The organism is Flexivirga endophytica (assembly GCF_014640635.1).
Taxonomy (GTDB): domain Bacteria; phylum Actinomycetota; class Actinomycetes; order Actinomycetales; family Dermatophilaceae; genus Flexivirga; species Flexivirga endophytica.
This window is the reverse complement of the sequence record NZ_BMHI01000001.1, coordinates 1,025,691-1,041,358: the sequence shown is the minus strand read 5'-3', so window position 1 is coordinate 1,041,358 and position 15,668 is coordinate 1,025,691. Positions and strand designations below refer to the sequence as shown.

At 64.8% G+C, this 15,668-nt stretch carries 13 protein-coding genes and 1 pseudogene; 6 read left to right on the top strand and 8 right to left on the bottom strand.

Translation table 11 applies throughout. The features are described from left to right. The first annotated feature begins 395 nt into the window (after nucleotides 1-395). On the top strand, nucleotides 396-1,709 hold the full coding sequence (locus IEX71_RS04735) for an NAD(P)H-binding protein (RefSeq protein ID WP_188835747.1): 1,314 nt from the start codon (nucleotides 396-398) through the stop codon (nucleotides 1,707-1,709). A gap of 262 nt (nucleotides 1,710-1,971) precedes the next feature. On the opposite strand, the gene IEX71_RS04730 is transcribed toward IEX71_RS04735, so the two are convergent. The 6 genes from IEX71_RS04730 to IEX71_RS22420 form a co-directional block, all read right to left on the bottom strand. Next, nucleotides 1,972-3,090 (bottom strand): XdhC family protein, encoded by a 1,119-nt coding sequence (locus tag IEX71_RS04730; RefSeq protein WP_188835746.1) that lies wholly within the window; start codon nucleotides 3,088-3,090, stop codon nucleotides 1,972-1,974. A 185-nt stretch (nucleotides 3,091-3,275) separates the two neighbouring features. Further along, nucleotides 3,276-4,604: a flavin monoamine oxidase family protein gene (locus tag IEX71_RS04725; protein ID WP_188835745.1), complete on the bottom strand. Its 1,329-nt coding sequence runs from the start codon at nucleotides 4,602-4,604 to the stop codon at nucleotides 3,276-3,278. A gap of 122 nt (nucleotides 4,605-4,726) precedes the next feature. After that, complete coding sequence (locus IEX71_RS04720) at nucleotides 4,727-6,160, bottom strand: NAD(P)/FAD-dependent oxidoreductase (RefSeq protein ID WP_188835744.1); 1,434 nt, start codon at nucleotides 6,158-6,160, stop codon at nucleotides 4,727-4,729. Between the two features lie 2 nt (nucleotides 6,161-6,162). Continuing rightward, nucleotides 6,163-6,516, bottom strand: a complete 354-nt coding sequence (locus IEX71_RS04715) for a cupin domain-containing protein (RefSeq protein ID WP_188835743.1) — start codon at nucleotides 6,514-6,516, stop codon at nucleotides 6,163-6,165. A 27-nt stretch (nucleotides 6,517-6,543) separates the two neighbouring features. Next, on the bottom strand, nucleotides 6,544-7,611 hold the full coding sequence (locus IEX71_RS04710; RefSeq protein WP_188835742.1) for an alpha/beta hydrolase: 1,068 nt from the start codon (nucleotides 7,609-7,611) through the stop codon (nucleotides 6,544-6,546). Between the two features lie 215 nt (nucleotides 7,612-7,826). Continuing rightward, nucleotides 7,827-7,964: a hypothetical protein gene (locus IEX71_RS22420; RefSeq protein WP_229749486.1), complete on the bottom strand. Its 138-nt coding sequence runs from the start codon at nucleotides 7,962-7,964 to the stop codon at nucleotides 7,827-7,829. Between IEX71_RS22420 and IEX71_RS22415 the strand changes: the two are divergent. From IEX71_RS22415 to IEX71_RS04695, 4 genes and pseudogenes are all read left to right on the top strand, one after another. After that, a pseudogene (locus IEX71_RS22415) lies at nucleotides 7,902-8,165 on the top strand (xanthine dehydrogenase family protein molybdopterin-binding subunit); the annotation flags it as partial. The gene IEX71_RS22420 and the pseudogene IEX71_RS22415 sit on opposite strands and share 63 nt — an antisense overlap. A gap of 108 nt (nucleotides 8,166-8,273) precedes the next feature. After that, nucleotides 8,274-10,199 carry a xanthine dehydrogenase family protein molybdopterin-binding subunit gene (locus IEX71_RS04705; RefSeq protein WP_229749484.1) on the top strand — a complete coding sequence of 642 codons (1,926 nt, stop codon included), beginning with the start codon at nucleotides 8,274-8,276 and terminating at the stop codon, nucleotides 10,197-10,199. Between the two features lie 35 nt (nucleotides 10,200-10,234). Further along, entirely contained in the window at nucleotides 10,235-10,939 is a 705-nt protein-coding gene (locus IEX71_RS04700; RefSeq protein ID WP_229749458.1) for a DsbA family oxidoreductase, read from the top strand. A 28-nt stretch (nucleotides 10,940-10,967) separates the two neighbouring features. Beyond that, the gene (locus IEX71_RS04695) at nucleotides 10,968-12,197 is read left to right on the top strand and encodes a PucR family transcriptional regulator (protein ID WP_188835740.1); all 1,230 of its coding nucleotides are present in this window, start codon (nucleotides 10,968-10,970) and stop codon (nucleotides 12,195-12,197) included. Nucleotides 12,198-12,285: 88 nt separating this feature from the next. Here IEX71_RS04695 and IEX71_RS04690 read toward each other — a convergent pair whose 3' ends face one another. Together IEX71_RS04690 and IEX71_RS04685 are read right to left on the bottom strand one after the other, a co-directional pair. After that, a complete protein-coding gene (locus IEX71_RS04690) occupies nucleotides 12,286-12,774 on the bottom strand; it encodes a (2Fe-2S)-binding protein (RefSeq protein WP_188835739.1) in 489 nt (162 codons plus the stop codon). 26 nt (nucleotides 12,775-12,800) lie between these two features. Next, complete coding sequence (locus IEX71_RS04685) at nucleotides 12,801-13,670, bottom strand: FAD binding domain-containing protein (RefSeq protein ID WP_188835738.1); 870 nt, start codon at nucleotides 13,668-13,670, stop codon at nucleotides 12,801-12,803. Between the two features lie 271 nt (nucleotides 13,671-13,941). Here IEX71_RS04685 and IEX71_RS04680 point away from each other — a divergent pair, with 271 nt between their 5' ends. Next, complete coding sequence (locus IEX71_RS04680) at nucleotides 13,942-15,411, top strand: APC family permease (RefSeq protein ID WP_188835737.1); 1,470 nt, start codon at nucleotides 13,942-13,944, stop codon at nucleotides 15,409-15,411. Nucleotides 15,412-15,668: the final 257 nt, after the last annotated feature.

The window sequence follows — 15,668 nt, the reverse complement described above, 5'->3', positions numbered from 1 at the left end:
GGCTGCCACTGGACATGATGAGCGGCGACTGGAGTCCGGCCTGTTGGCAGAGTTCCTTTGCCCGAGCGACGTTCGGCGAGGTCCATAAAGCGAAGCTGCCGAACCCGCAGAGCGTCGACCGCGAGGGCCTGGTCGCATTCTTCGGCTCGATGGCGAGGATGCATGCGTGCGACGCACGACGTCGACCGCCTCGCGGCCTTGCTGTCGGACCTGTCAGGGGCGAGGGCCGGATACTGGACGATGTCCGTGGATACATCCCATCGCCGGGCGGATTGCTCGGATCCGCAAAAGGCGGACCGCGATTTACGATCTCTTGCGTTGTCGTGCCGGCGAGTCCCATGGCACGTTCTTGTCACGCGATGTGACCGCACCGCGAGAATGAGAGGACCTAGTTTATGAGTTCACATCTGGTCACTGGTGCCAGGGGCAAGAGTGGCCAACATGTGGTGGCCTGCCTACTTGCGCGCGGAGCGTCCGTGCGGGCAGGTTCTCGCCACGCGGAACAAATCGACACCCCCGACGTCGAGGCGGTCCGCTTCGACTGGCACGACGAATCAACGTGGATGCCAGCGCTTGAGGATATGGACGGCGTCTATCTGGTCAAGCCCGAGTCCGAGGATGTCGCCGAGGTGGTCGGCCGATTCATGGTTCAGATGGCGAGTAGCGGCGTCAACCGGCTCGTGTTGCTGTCTGAGTGTGCCGCCGATACGCGCGCAGAAGACCTTCCCGAGCGACGCGTGGAACTCCTCGTTCAGGCTAGTGAGTTGAACTGGACCATCCTGCGGCCCAACTGGATGATGCAGGACCTCGTTGACGAGGGCTTTTTTGGTGCTGACGTCCGAGACCGTCGGGTTATCGCGATGACCACTGGCGGTCAAGCGATGGCATGGATCGACCCACACGACATCGGCGAGGTTGCGGCAGCGGCGCTAGTCAACGGCGTCGGCATCCGCGAGGCGGTCTATCTCACCGGCCCCGAGGCGCTCACGCTGGATCAGCTCGCCGAGCGGATCAGTGCGCACGCAGGCGGCCCAATCGAGGCCGTGGAGGAGCCGATCCCAGCCGCCGAGGCCCGCATGCGAGCCGACGGCTTGGACGAGGAATTCATCACGTACATCACACGCATCTCCCAGACCATCGTCGCAGGCGACGTCGCCCGGACGAACGACGAGGTCGAGCGGCTCACGGGTCGTGCACCGGGCAGGATCGACGCCTTCCTCGCCGCGAACGCGACGCAGCTCGCTGCGAGCGGAGGCATCGGTCCGAGTCCGGGCCTCGAGGATGCGCCCAAGCTCGCGCGCGACAACGAAGCGCTCTTCCGCCGTGTGGTGGCCGCCTGGTCATGCAACGAGATCGACAACCTCCTCGGCTGCTATGCCGATGACCTCGTCTACACGGACATGCCGCTCCCCGACCAGCCAGTGAGTGGAAAGGCAGCCTTCCGAGCGCACATGGAGGCCTACAACGGCCTCTTCGCCGGTGGCCAGGTAGAGGTCGACATCGTAGCCACTGTCACGAGCAGCACCCATGTCGCGGGCGAGCTGTTCAACCGAGCGAAGTACATCGGTCCCGGCGCCCCCGCCGGCGGGGTGCCGGTCTCCTGGTACGCCACGCTCGTCGTGACCATCGTCGGTGGCAAAGTCGTAGCCGAGCATGCCTACTACGACCCAACTACGTTCGAAAAGGCGGTCGCACAGGCGATTGTTTAAGCCTGGACACTGCGCCGCGTACGTGCTGAGACGACCCGCGCTCCCAGGTGAGCGCGGGTCGGTCACACCCGGAACTATCACAACGTGTCATTCCGCCAACCAGCGACAGTTTCTCGGTCCCGTTTTCACCACGGGTGGTCGAGCAGTCCCGGCGTGTACTTTCCGCCCGCGGTACGCCGATTTTGCGGCGTGAGACTTCGAAAAGAGCTGCCTGAACCGTTCGAACCACGAATGGTCACAGCCGCTAAACGAACGATCTCCTTCATGCGTGTATTCGGCCGGTCGTCTCGCCCAACCGGCCGCCGCTACCGCCCCATTGTCGCGCGATGATCTCCGCAGCGATACTGATCGCGGTTTCCTCCGGGGTGCGGGCCCCTAGGTCCAGCCCGAGCGGGCTGGACAACCGTTGCAGCTGCTCTTCAGTCACCCCGATATCGCGCAGTTTGGCCAACCGGTCCTCGTGCGTACGCCGCGAACCCATCGCACCGATATAGGCGACCTCGGGTGCCTGTAGGGCGACCTCTAGCAACGGCACGTCGAACTTGTGATCATGCGTCAACACCGTGATGACGGTGCGCGCGTCGATTCGTTCGGCCTTGAACTCGCGGGCCAGGTAGCGGTGCGGCCAGTCCACAATCACCTCATCAGCATCCGGGAACCGCGAATGCGTGGCGAACACCGGCCGCGCGTCGCACACGGTCACCCGGTAGCCCAGAAACGACCCAACCCTGGCGACCGCCGCCGCGAAGTCGATCGCCCCGAAGACCAGCATTCGCGGCGGCGGGGCGAACGCGGACACGAAGACACGCATGCCCTCATCAAGCCGCTGCCCGTCCGGTCCATAGGTCAACGTTGCACTGCGCCCGCTGGCTAGCAGGCCCAGCGCATCGTCGGTCACTGCGGCGTTGGCCCGGTCGCTGCCGATGTCACCGACCGATTCCTGATCGGGTCTCAGCACCATGCGTCGGCCGACCCACGACGGGTCGGAGTGGTCCACGACAGTGGCGACCGCGACTGGTCGATCATGTTCGATGTCATCGGCCACCGCGGCCAACTCGGGAAAGCTGGTCCGGTCGATACGCTCGACGAATATGTCCAGGATCCCGCCGCAGGTGAGCCCGACCGCAAAAGCGTCATCGTCGGACACCCCGTACCGTTGCAGCACCGCCGCCCCGGAGGCGACCACTTCACCAGCCAGGTCGTAGACCGCGCCCTCGATACAGCCGCCCGACACCGAACCGACCGCCTCACCACCAGGCCCGACCAGGATTGACGCACCGGGCGGCCGCGGCGCAGACCGGAACGTCGCCACGACCGTGCCCACACCGACCGTCTCGCCGGCGTCGTACCACCTCATCAAGTCCGCAAGCACTTCACGCACGCCGTACCGCCCCTCGCTGCGACCTATTCGCTCGAGCCATCAGCTCCGTCAGCGCTTGACGCACCGGTGATTGCGTCCAACAGGTGCCCGACCTGCGCACCGAGTGGCCGCTGACGGAGTAGTCACATTCCGCCGCCTGTTTACCCAGCACCCGACTCTCGCGGCGGTGGTCGGCATCTCGACATTTACCGATGGGTCATCTCCCCATCCTGGCCTCGGCCGCCTCGCACAATCTCGTCAACCGCAGCTTCCGCGGTTTCGAGTGCGCCCTCGATGTAACCGGGGAAGCGAAGCGAGACGTCCGATCCAATGAAGTAGATCTCGCCATGCCGCTCACCGAGGCCCTTGTGGATCCGGCTGAACTGCCCGATGTACGGGGAAACCCACGGACCTCCGAAGAGCGGGTCGGCCGACCAGTCGTAGTACTCAAAGCCATGTACGACAGCCTCCGGTATGTAATGGTGAACTGCGGCGGTCACTGCTTCTGAGTCGGTTGGGTCGAACGAATCGGAGTCGGTGAACGCAACGAGCAGCCTCCCACCGTCATCCGGGGTCTGCATGTAGTCGTACAACGTAGGAAAGACCCCGTCCCCCGTGCACGAAAGACCTGCAGGCACCCCCGTGACATGGATCATCAGTTTGAGGCCCTTGCAGGCATGTCCTTTTGTCAGCGCCCCAGCCCGCTCAGCGGTGAGCGGAGGGTCGAATTCAATGTTGCGCCACGTGTTGAAGGGCGTCGCGATAACGACGCGCGACCCTCGTTGGCGCTCGGAACGCCCGTCCCGGTCGAACGCCACGTCGTAACTGCCGTCTTGCTGTAGCTCGACGGATGTCACCCGCGCACCGAGGACGCTGTCGGGGACATCAGCGGCCATCGCGCTCACCAGTTGCTGCATGCCACCGCAGACGACTTCATCCAGCGCGAGGACAACGCCCAGCACGCTGTAGCCATGTGCGGCGACGAGCTGCAGCGCCCACAACGCCGAAGACTCTGCAGGATGCTGTCCCAACATGTTCCACGCCCAGGAGAGGACAAGCTGCCGTGTGACCGGTCCCAGTAGCAGGGCGTCGACGTACTCCAACAGCGGGATGTCGAGGTCATCGAGACCCTGGTTCTCAAGCCCAGCGGTCACGTCAATGCGGTGGGCGTCGCGCAGCAGCCGGTACAGTCCTGCCTCGGCCTGTGCCCCTTCCCCCAGTGGGATGGGGAACGCCTTGTTGTTGTCACCCTTCCCGAGGCGGTTCCGGAACACCGTGAACTCCGGTGCCGGCGCAGTCTCGATTCCGTAGCGCTCGATCTCGTCGACCAGCCGGGGGTGGTGGTGCCGGTGAAAATATGTGCCCCCTAGCTCGATCTGGATCGAGGGGAACAACTCTGAAGCACGGGTGTAAGCGCGTCCGCCGAGGCGAGCACCGCCTTCCAGGAGGAGCACGGAGCGGCCAGCCGTGGCGAAATCGCGTGCCGCGCGCAGGCCGGCGAAACCACCTCCGACGACAATGACGTCGTATGACATTCAGGTCTCCTTCGACCAAATGAGCGTCCAGTTGTCCTGCGAACAAGAATGCTCGCCATCGACTCTCGTAGGCGCCGACCTCGGCCGGCCCTTGCACGACAGGTTTACGACCATCGCAGTTCTCACCTTCCTGAGATGCGGTCGGCCAAACGCGCGATTGCGGCAGTGTGCGGCGAGCCGCCGAACTCCCGGCGGTCTGCAGCCCGATACGCGACATACAGGCTCCGCACCGCCATCCAGCGCACAGGCTCGGGTTCCCAGTTGCGAACCGTGTGGTCGACCCAGGGCAACCGGGTCAGGCCGGTGTCACGTCCGAGGACCAGGTCGCGCAGGGTGCGTCCTGCCAGGTTGGTCCCGGCCACACCATGACCGACATAGCCACCAGCCCAGCCGAGTCCGGTCCTCCGGTCCAAGTGGACGCTCGCGCACCAGTTACGCGGCACCCCCAGCACACCCGACCAGGCATGATCGAGTTCGATCTTTCCCGCGGCCGGGAAATATCGGACAAGCAAGTCACGCAGTTGATGCTGCGTATCCGACGACGTCGCGCCGCGCACGTCGGTCCGAGAACCGAAGCGGTACGGGACACCTCGCCCACCGATGACGATCCGGCCGTCAGCTGTGTGCTGCATGTAGCCGAAGGAATGCGCGCCATCTCCCACCAGTTCGGCTGAGGCCCAGCCAATCTCGTCCCATATGGCCTCGGAGAGCGGCTCGGTGACCACCATGCTGCTGTTCATCGGCAGCCACACTCGCCGGTGCCCCTTGATACCGGCAGTGAATCCCTCTGTGGCGCGGATGACATAGTCCGCGTAAACACTCCCATGCTCGGTGACAGCCTGCTTGGGCCGGATCTCGGTGACCCGTGTCTGCTCGAAAATGTCGACTCCCAGCCCCTCGACAACCGCCGCGAGTCCGACGGCGAGCTTGGCCGGCTGGAGGCGTGCGCAGTGCGGGCTCCAGTGAGCGGCGACTGCACCCTGTATCCGGATGCGGTTCGACAGTTCGGAGCGATCGAGCTCGATTAGGTCCTCGGAACCCCATCCGGCGGCACGTAGCTGGGGAAGGTGGTCGCGCAGCCGGGCCTCCTGAGCGGGGTTGGTGGCGACGTGCAGCACACCCGCTTTGTGGATGTCGGCAGAGATCCCCTCGGTCGAGCAGACCTCAACGACCTCGTCGACGGCTTTGAACATCTGACGCTGGAGATCGGCTGCAGCCGGCCAGCCGCGCGCGGCGGCATACCTGCGGAGCTGGCCCGGGGGCTCGGCGCTGAGCCAGCCGCCGTTGCGGCCGGAAGCGCCAAATCCGGCGAAGTCGCCCTCCAGTACGGCGATCCGCAGGTCCGGCTGATCCCTCTTGAGGTAGTAGGCCGTCCACAACCCCGTATAGCCGGCGCCCACGATAGCGACGTCATACTGCCGGTCGCCTTGCAGTGCCGAACGAGGGGTCGGCATCCCGATCTGACGGTGCCAGAAGGAGACTTCGCCGTTGACGAAACCGCTGGTGGGGGGCGACTCCTCGCGGCGCGAGCCGATCCGAGACAAGAATGAGGACATCGTCAGTCCGCCAGTACCCAGAACTCCCGGAACCTGGTGTGGAAGGTCCAGGTGGACATGTGTCCGGCAGGCAGGAACGCGAAGTCACCTGCCTTGAGGTCCACGCGCGAGCCGTTTTCGATCTCGATGGTGGCCTCGCCCGCGAGCACATAGATGATCTCGTTGAACTCCAGTCGGTAGGTTGTCTTCGACGGCGCGCACTCGAAGATGCCCGTTCCGCGGGCTCCCTCAGCGAAGTCCTCGTGCAGTGTGAAGCCGCGGCCCGAGGGATCGCCTTCGAGTATGGTCACGCCCTCGGGTTGCCAGGTCTCGAGCGTCACTTCGGACGCCGTCGCGGACAGAATTTTTTCCACCATTGATCTGCTCCTTGGTACTGGGTTCGGTCAGGACGTGAGCTGGTCGGCCATCCAGTCGGCCATGCGCAATCGCGGGGCTGGCCCGAGGTTGTGGCAGCAGTGGTCGCCCTCAGGCTCTATGTCGAAAACGAGAGGTGCGTTGACGGCATACTGCTTGAGCTGGTCGATCTCGGACATCGGCAACTCATCCTTGGCGCCGTGCTGGAAGTAGGTCGGGCAGGTAAGTCCCGCGAGGACCGGACGAATGTCGATGGCGTCCCGGACGCGCACTTGCGCCTGCTCGAGAGTGTCGGAATTGGTGACGTACTTCCAGCTCTGCTTGGTCATCGGAGTCTCGAAATCCCAATCGTCCATCTGGACGAAACCGCCCCAGGACAAGCAGGCCCGGAACCGTGGATCGGTCGCTGCTGCCCGCAGCGCGTAGTGACCGCCGAGGCTGCGACCGAGCACGCCGATGCGCGCCGCGTCGATCGACGGCAGGGTCTTCAGGTGGTCCAACACCTTGCTGCTGTAGCGCTCGAAGTCGCCAGCCAATGCGACGTCGGTCAGCATCTCGCCCTGTCCCGGCCCATCGAATGTGATCGTCGCGAGCCCACGCTCCAGTAGCAGGTTCTCGAAGAGGTAGCTCTCTTCCTTGGTGCTTTCCAGGCCGCCTAGTAGTACGACGCATGGCACGGCGCGGCCGTTGGCGCTCTTGGGCAGGCGCAAGTAACTCACGATTGTGGTGTTGTCGATGGGCAGGTCGTATCGCTCGGCGGGCGGGTCAAGCAGCGGTGCGGCCCGGCGGTAGAGCTCTACTTTGCGGTCCTGCCCGATAGGACGGCGCTCGTCGAACCACAAGAACTGCGCGTACTGCGCAGCCATCGAACCCACCCAGAGCCAGTACCCCGCCGTCATCCGGTGACCGGTGGCGAGTGACTCGTCCGCCAGCTTCTCGTAGTGATCTGCGCGGGACATCCAGAAGTCGAACCAGTTCTCTTCCGGCCCGCGGTCCCGGGCTGCCAGCAGGTCGGCATACACGAGTCCGTCCATCAGGAGCCGTCCCCAGTTGAGCATCTCCTGTTCAGACGTGACCGTTTGCTGGCTGTCGGACATCGCTGTCTCCGTTTCGTCGATGGGTTCTCACAGGCATCCTTTCTGCTGAGTCCTTCGGCATCATCTACATGTTCCGCGAATAGTGGCTCAGTCCTTGGCAGAACCACAGCAACGCCTGGCCCGGTCGGCACTCAATACTGAGCGTCATGATTGACGAGAACGCGATGCCAGGCGCGGGTCTAAGCACACCCGGGGCATCCGGTGGCCTCGGGGCTTCAGCGAAGAGGTATGTCGGGCAACCCGTGAAACGCCGCGAGGACGCCAAGCTGCTGCGCGGAGAAGCTCGGTTCGTGGATGACATCGACCTGCACCAGCAGCTGCATCTGGTGGTGGTGCGCTCCAGCGAGGCACACGCGCGACTCGTGTCGGTGAACACCGAGGCAGCGCGCCGAACACCCGGGGTTCGCATGGTCATCACAGCGGCGGATCTGCCGGGCCGCATCCCCCTGGAACAGATCGGCTATCACGACGTCTATCCCTGGATCGAGGACCTCACACACCCGATCTTCGCCGCAGATCGCGTCCGGTACGTCGGCCAGCCAGTGGCGGCCATCGTGGCCGACTCGCCATACCTCGCCGAGGACGCGGCGGCCCGGATCGAGATCGCCTACGACTTGCTGTCGCCGGTTCTCGACCCGCAGGAAGCACTCGCGGACGACACGGTGCGGCTCTTCGACGACCACACCAACGAGGCCCTCAGGATCGAGAAGACGTACGGCGACACCCCCGGCGCGTTCGAAGGCGCCGCCCATGTGGTCACCGGCACCTACACCGTCGGACGGCACTCCGGGGTACCGATGGAAACTCGTGGCTGCGTGGCGCAACCGGAGCCCGGCTGCCGCGGCGTGAACATCTGGGGACCGGTCCACGCGCACGACTGCCAGCGAATCATCGCGAACGTTCTCCAGCTGTCGTTGGCCGACGTGCACATGCGGCATACGGCGATCGGCGGGAACTTCGGCGTCAAGGGCGGCGTGTTCCCCGAACACATCATGACCGCATGGGCAGCCCTGCAACTTGGCCGCCCCGTAAAGTGGACCGAGGATCGCCTTGAGCACATGGTTGCCACCTCACATGCTCGCGAGCAGGTTTACGAGATGTCAGCGGCGTTCGACGCCGACGGCCGATTGCTTGCCCTGACCGATGAGATCTGGGACAACCACGGGGCGTTCCTACGGCAGGCAGAACCGCTGGTAAGTGACATCACGGTCGGCATGGTGCCGGGCCCTTACCGCGTACCTGCCTATTCCGGTGTCCTGCACGTAGTGCTGTCCAACAAGACACCGTCGGCGGCTTACCGTGCGCCGGGGCGATACGAGGGAACGTTCGCCCGCGAACGGCTGCTGGATCAGGCCGCCCACCAAATTGGCCTGTCACCGGTGGAGATCCGCCGCCGCAATTTGCTGACCAGCGCGGACCTGCCGTACGAGCCCGGGATGGAGATCTGTTTCGAGCCGTACCATTTCGATTCCGGTGACGTCGTCGACCATCTAGACAAGGCGCTCGCCGCGGCGGATTTCGACCAGTGGGAGAAGGAAGCCGTCGAGCTGCGCGCCCAGGGCCGGCTCGTCGGAAATGGGGTCGGCATCCTGATGGACAAGGCTGGCCTAGGCCTATACGAGACCGGCGCGGTGGATGTCGACCCGTCCGGCCGCGTCCGCGTGCGCACCGGAGCCTCCTCAGTCGGCCAGGGCATCGAGACCGTGCTCGCCCAGATCGTCGCCGAAGAGTTCCAGGTCGATCCGGAACTCATCGACATCGTGCACGGCGACACCGACCTGATCCCCGACGGCGTCGGCTCCTGGTCCAGCCGGTCTACCGTCCTGGCGGGCGGAGCTGCCCGGCAAGCCGCGCTCGACACGATCGACAAAGCAAAGCGGCTCGCCGCCGACATGCTGGAGGCCAGCATCGACGATCTCGTGGTCAGCGACGGGTCGATCATGGTGGCTGGTAGCGCCGACTCGCGCCTATCGCTCGCCGAGATCGCCGGACGGTGGGACGGGTGGTCCGCCCGGCTCGCGGGTGACGAGCCAGGGCTCGGCGCGCAGGCCGTCTACGTCGACTCGCACATGAATTATCCCTACGGCGTCACCCTGGTACAGCTCGAGGTCGATCCGGCCACCGGCGGGCACACCATTCGCCGGTTTCTGACCACCACCGAAGCAGGCCGGGCGATCAACCCGATGACGACGCGAGGACAGGTGATTGGCGCAGCGATCCAGGGAATCGGCGGCGCCCTCTACGAGGAGTTCTTGTATGACGATTCCGGCCAGCCGATGTGCACGTCCTTCATGGACTACTTGCTGCCCGGCGCCCAGGAAATGCCGGACGTCGACTTCCTCATGACCGAGGACGCGCCGACACCGAACAACCCATTCGGCGCCAAGGGTCTGGGCGAGGTCGGCCTCATCGCCGTCGGTGCGTCGATCGCCAGCGCCGTCGATGACGCCTTCTCCGATGGACAAGTCGTGCGAAAGGTGCCGGTCGCACCGGAAACCCTGTGGCACCGGGCACTCGACCGGCGCCCGAACGTCGGCGTACCGCACCCTCGTGCGCTCGAAGTCGTGGCGGAAGGAAGTCACGGATGAGTCTCAGCCAATCCGACCCATTCCGGGATCCCGCATTGGTCAACCAGGACGACGCGATCGTGACCGTCTGGTCCGACATCGGGTGCCCGTGGGCAACCCTCGCACTGCAGACCTTGTCTGCACGCGCAGGCGAGCGCGGCGTCACCCTGCTGGTCGACCACCGGGCGTTTCCGCTGGAGTTGTTCAACGAACGGCCAACGCCGAAGGCAATCATCGACATGGAGGTGACCGCAATCGCCGGGCTGCGGCCCGAACTCGGCTGGCAGGACTGGTCCGGCCCAGAGTCGGAATATCCTGTGTCGACCACGCCGGCAATGGCCGCCGTGCAGGCGGCGAAGGACCCGTCGGTTGGTGGGCTTCCGGCGAGCGACCAGCTGGACGCGGCGCTGCGGCGCGCGTATTACGAACAGAGCCAATGCATCTCGGTGCACGCGCGAATCCTGCGGGTCGCCCAGACATGTCCATTGGTCGCGGTGTCTGCGTTGGACGCCGCTTTGCAGCGCGGCGCTGGACTCGCTGATGTCTTCAGCCAATGGGGTATGGCGCGTGACCTGCCTGTCCAGGGCAGCCCGCATTTCTTCGTCGGCGGCCGCTACGCCGAGCACAACCCGGGCGTCACCTATCACTGGACGGCGCCGCCGGGCACCGGCTTTCCCCGCCTTGACGAGTATGACCCGGCCTGGGCCGACGAGGTCCTTGACTTGATCGAGACTTCCCAGGTCCATGGAACAACTAAGTGAGCGGCTCCATACGAACTACATTGGCTATGTGGTGATCGAGCATGAGTTGGCGGCACTCGCGGCGGCTGTGCAGCAACGCATCCCCGACCTGGTGGCCCAGATCGAGCGGGAAGTGATCGAACAGGTCCCGGAGTTCCACAGCAGGGACGACCCGGTATTGCTGGAGTCGGAGCGACCCAGCATCGATGCCGCGCTGACCAGCATCGTGGACGGTCTGGCGAGCGGCCGACGGGTGCCTGAAGGCGCCTCGGATGCTGCGCTGCGCGAGGCGCGCGCGGTCGCACAGTCGGGCATCGAGCTGCAGGTCCTGCTGCGGACCTACCGACTGGGTCAGGCGATTACATGGAATGCCATCCTTGAGGAGGCGCTCGCTCTGGTCCCGGAGGAGCACCGGCTGACAGTGCTGCGGCAGGCGTCGGACTACCATTATGCGTGGAACGACGCAGTGATGGAGGGAGTCGTTGCGGCCTATCAGGCCGAGCACAAGGCCTACTTTTTTCGCAGTCAGGACCGCAAACGCCGCGCGATCGTGAACGATCTCTTGCGGGGGGTGCCGACTGAAACCGAAGAACTCGGGTACAACCTGCGGGTGGCACATCTGGGCTTGGTCGCGTGGGGCAGCTCGCCGGAGGCGAACATCCGCGCCATCGCTGCCACTCTGAAGTCGCGGGTCCTCACTGTCAGCGGTACCTCGGGCACCGTGCTCGGCTGGCTGGATGCCTCGGCCCTGCGCAACGCCCAGGAGGCTGAGCCGGAGGTCTTCACGACCCTGCCGAGCACACATGTGGCGGTCGGCGAGATTGCGTCCGGCATCGAAGGCTTTCGGCGCTCGCATCGTCAGGCATGGCAGGCCTACCGGGTCGGGCGTTTCCGACCGCGCGCCGTGGTGCGCTATCCCGATGTCGCGCTCGAGGCTCTGGTGCTGAAGGACCGGCAGATGATGCGTGACTTCGTGGCCCGTGAGCTGCGCGGGCTCGATGAGCCGGAAGCGCGGACCGAACTGCTCCGCGAAACGCTGAAGGCATACTTCGCGTCCGGCCAGAACGCCGCCTCGACTGCTGCGGCGATACACGTCCACGAACGCACCGTCGCCTACCGCCTTCGCTCGATCGAGCAACGCCTCGAGGTCTCGATCACTTCGCGGCGAGATGAGATCGCCGTCGCGCTTCGGTTGGCCGACCTGTTGGCGGCGATAGGGGCCAAGGAACGTGCCGAGAACCAGCCTCACGCACTGGATCTGAGCGACGACGCGTTGTAGTGAGTCCGCGGTCGGCCGCGTCACGTCGCGTCGGGAGTTCAGCCACCTTGCCCAACGCATCGTGGGCACAGGCTCCGAGGCTTTGCGATCAGGACACGTCTGCGTCGTCGGACGGACGATCGGGGCCTTCGCCCGACTCAGCCAGGTCAGCCGCTTCATCAAGCGCCATTTGCACGGACTCCACGATCTGCTGGTAACCGGTGCACCGGCACAGGTTGCCGGAGATGACCTCACGTATTTCTTCTGATTCCAGGCGTTTGCCCTCGTTGTAGACCGGAAGGAGCGTCATCAGGAAGCCAGGCGTACAGAAGCCACATTGCAGCCCGTGGCAGGCGGTGAAGGCGCGCTGCAGCCCGTGCATTTCGCCGTCGTTGCTCAGTCCTTCGACGGTGGTGATGCGGCGGCCGTCGGCCTGGACGGCCAACATGGTGCACGAGCGCACAGGTTCCCCGTCGAGAACGACGGTGCAGCTCCCGCAAACACCGTGCTCACAGCCGACGTTCGTCCCGGTGAGGCCGAGTTCGTGGCGGATGAAGTCCGACATCAGCATCCGTGGTTCCACGTCGCGCTCGTACATCTCACCGTTGACGACGACCCTGGTCTTCACGCTACTTCTCCTAGCTCGAACGCCGACGCTAGCGCGCGGCGCAACATCTCTCCGATGACGTCTTTGCGGTATCCCGCGCTGCCGTGCACGTTCTCGCCCGGTGCCAGCCGCGCAAGCGCTTCGTCGACAACGCCCGCAATCAGCTGACGGTCTACGACCCGCCCGGCAAAGGCATCAGCCAGACCCGGCGCCAGACACGGTGCCGGTCCGGCGGCAAGGAGGCCGGCGCGAACGCTGCGACACGAACCGTCAGCATCACGCTCGGCCTGCACCGCTGCGCCGCCGATTGCGTAATCCCCACGCCGACGCGCGAATTCGGCAAATCCCCATGTGCTACTCGAACGTGCGACAGGCAGCTCCACCGCTGCCAAGATCTCGCCAGGTTCGAGCGCGGTCGTGAAGTACGACAAGAAGAAGTCGGTTGCTGCGACCCGGCGCTCGCCAGCCCGCGATCGGGCGACCATCGTAGCGTCCAGTGCGAGCAATGCTGCTGGGAACTCGGCGGCTGAGTCGCCGTGCGCGACCGAACCGCCGAGGGTGCCTCGATTGCGGATCTGCGGGTGCGCCACCCAAGTGGCCGCTTCTGCCAGAAGTGGAGCAGCCGCACGGATCGCGGCGTTCCGCTCCACCTCACAATGGCGCGTAAGCGCGCCGATCCGCAGGACCGAGTCCGTCAGCTGGACACCCGTGAGTTCGCCGAGAGCGCCGAGATCGACGAGTAGCGACGGTGAGGCGAAGCGAAGACTGAGCAATGGGATCAAGCTCTGTCCACCGGCGATGACTTTCGCGTCCTCATCCGCGTCCAGGGCGTCCCAGACATCATCGAGGTTCGCTGCACGCACATAGTCGAATGGTGGTGGTTTCACGCTGCCCACTATCGTCGCCAACTGAGATGGCGTCCTTGACCTGAACCGTCATTTCGCCGTTCCGATCAACGCATCATGACAACAAACCTCGGCACCTAGCACGATGTGTCCGCCGAGCCCTTTGTGGGCTACCTCACAGTCCGCACCGCGACCTTGTCGACACGGTAGTAACGCTGCCGGCCGCGCCCCTTCTAGCGTCATGGCCGCGTCAACGCGACCCGCGATGACGAGCAGCCCACGACGCGGGCGCAAGCAAGAGAACGGAGTTGCCGTGACGACCACGAGCAATAGCGAAGAAGTTCAGTTGAAATCGGGTGCGCTCGGAGTACCAGGTTTGGTGGCCATCGCCGCAGGAGGTATCGCACCGGAGTATTCGATCCTGCTGACCGGGTCCGTGGTCGCCGGCATTGCCGGGGGGGCGACGCCGGCAGCGTTCGTGATTGCAGCGATCGGCATGTTCGCGTTCGGGATTGTGATGGCCGGACTGTCCCGTCACGTCTCCGCCGCCGGAGGATTGTACAGCTTCGTACGACGCGGGCTGGGCCGCGATGTCGGCTACCTGGTGGGCTGGTTCTACTTGGGCATCGGCGTCGTCGTGACACCGGCCACCTTCATCTCTTCGGCGTTCCTGCTGCAGAACTTCTTCGCCGCCGCCGCACCGGATGTGAACTGGCTTTCGTCGTCGTGGGTTCCGTGGGCGATCGTCCTAACACCTATCGTGCTCTTCGCGGCCTATCGCGGCGTAGAGATTTCGGCTCGACTGCTGCTGGTGCTGGCCGCGCTCGGCGTAAGTTCGGTCGTGTTGTTCGACCTGATCATCCTGATCAAAGGCGGAAAGGACGGCATCGCCTGGTCGTCGCTGTCACCGTTCTCGCTGCACGGAATATCCGTCGGCACGCTACTGCTCGCGGTCGGCCTCGCCATCACCTGCCTCGCGGGATCTGAGGGTGCGGTCTTCATGGCCGAGGAAGCGCATGACCCACGACGCACGGTTCCCCGAGCCATCATGGGCACGATGACACTGGTTGTCGTCTTCTACGTACTAACGTCATTGGCCGTGACCACTGGGCTGGGCACCACGAAGACGTCCGGCTGGGGCCTGCTCGGAGCGGACGTGGTCTCCGGACTTTCCAAGACCTACCTGGTGTCCTGGTACGGCACATACCTCCTCGCGATCGTCGCAATTGCCGGCATCACCGGAGCACTGGCTTTCACTAACTACCTCGCCCGATTGATCTTCGAGTGGGGCCGCGACGGCCATCTGCCTCGGATGCTCGGCCGCACCCATCGGGTCCACCAGACTCCTCACGCTGCGCTCGGTGCGATCGCGGTGATGTCGATAATCGGATACGCGTGCAGCTTCGTGCTCACCGGCGGGACCGCCGCAGACGGACTCGTCGCATTCAGCTGGATGTACACGGTCGACGCGGTCCTGATCGCTCTGGTCTATCCGACCGTCGCGATCGCAGGCGCCGTGGTCGGCCTGCGCGCCAAGGCCGGACTACTCACCAGCATCATTGCCCCTGTCGTCACCGTGGCGCTCATCGGGCTGTCGATCAAGTCACAGTTCTTTCCATTGCCCCCGAGCCCCTACCGCGGTGCCGTCCTTTTCGGACTCGGCTGGATAGTGGCCGGCGTGCTCGTGCGGCTCGCGACACGACGTAACGACACGGGAGATGACCCGACGGGCGAGGAACTTGCTCTCGAGCCCGACGATGGCATCGAACGGCTGCCTGCTTGAGTTCTGAGCAAGCTCAGCACCACCAGCTTCGGAATGCCCGGTCTTTCATATGCGAAGACCGGGCATCCGACGCTCAACGGCGCAGCGGTCACCCTTGCGGCTGGGCCATCTTGAGACACTGGGACGCCTCACAGGACGACAAATCTTCGGCCGTAGGCAAATCAGTGCGTGCCTCGAGGAACTTCGAAACCTCAGTGCTATTCGGCGCCGCGGCCGAGGACTTGCCCTCCAGCGAATCTGCAGCGTCCGAACGCGAT

What these genes read in the sequence shown, in the direction of transcription:
- IEX71_RS04725 (WP_188835745.1), bottom strand. Translation starts at nt 4,604, where the DNA reads ATGTCATACGACGTCATTGTCGTCGGAGGTGGTTTCGCCGGCCTGCGC.
- IEX71_RS04720 (WP_188835744.1), bottom strand. Translation starts at nt 6,160, where the DNA reads ATGTCCTCATTCTTGTCTCGGATCGGCTCGCGCCGCGAGGAGTCGCCC.
- IEX71_RS04735 (WP_188835747.1), top strand. Translation starts at nt 396, where the DNA reads ATGAGTTCACATCTGGTCACTGGTGCCAGGGGCAAGAGTGGCCAACAT.
- IEX71_RS04690 (WP_188835739.1), bottom strand. Translation starts at nt 12,774, where the DNA reads ATGTACGAGCGCGACGTGGAACCACGGATGCTGATGTCGGACTTCATC.
- IEX71_RS04710 (WP_188835742.1), bottom strand. Translation starts at nt 7,611, where the DNA reads ATGTCCGACAGCCAGCAAACGGTCACGTCTGAACAGGAGATGCTCAAC.
- IEX71_RS04715 (WP_188835743.1), bottom strand. Translation starts at nt 6,516, where the DNA reads ATGGTGGAAAAAATTCTGTCCGCGACGGCGTCCGAAGTGACGCTCGAG.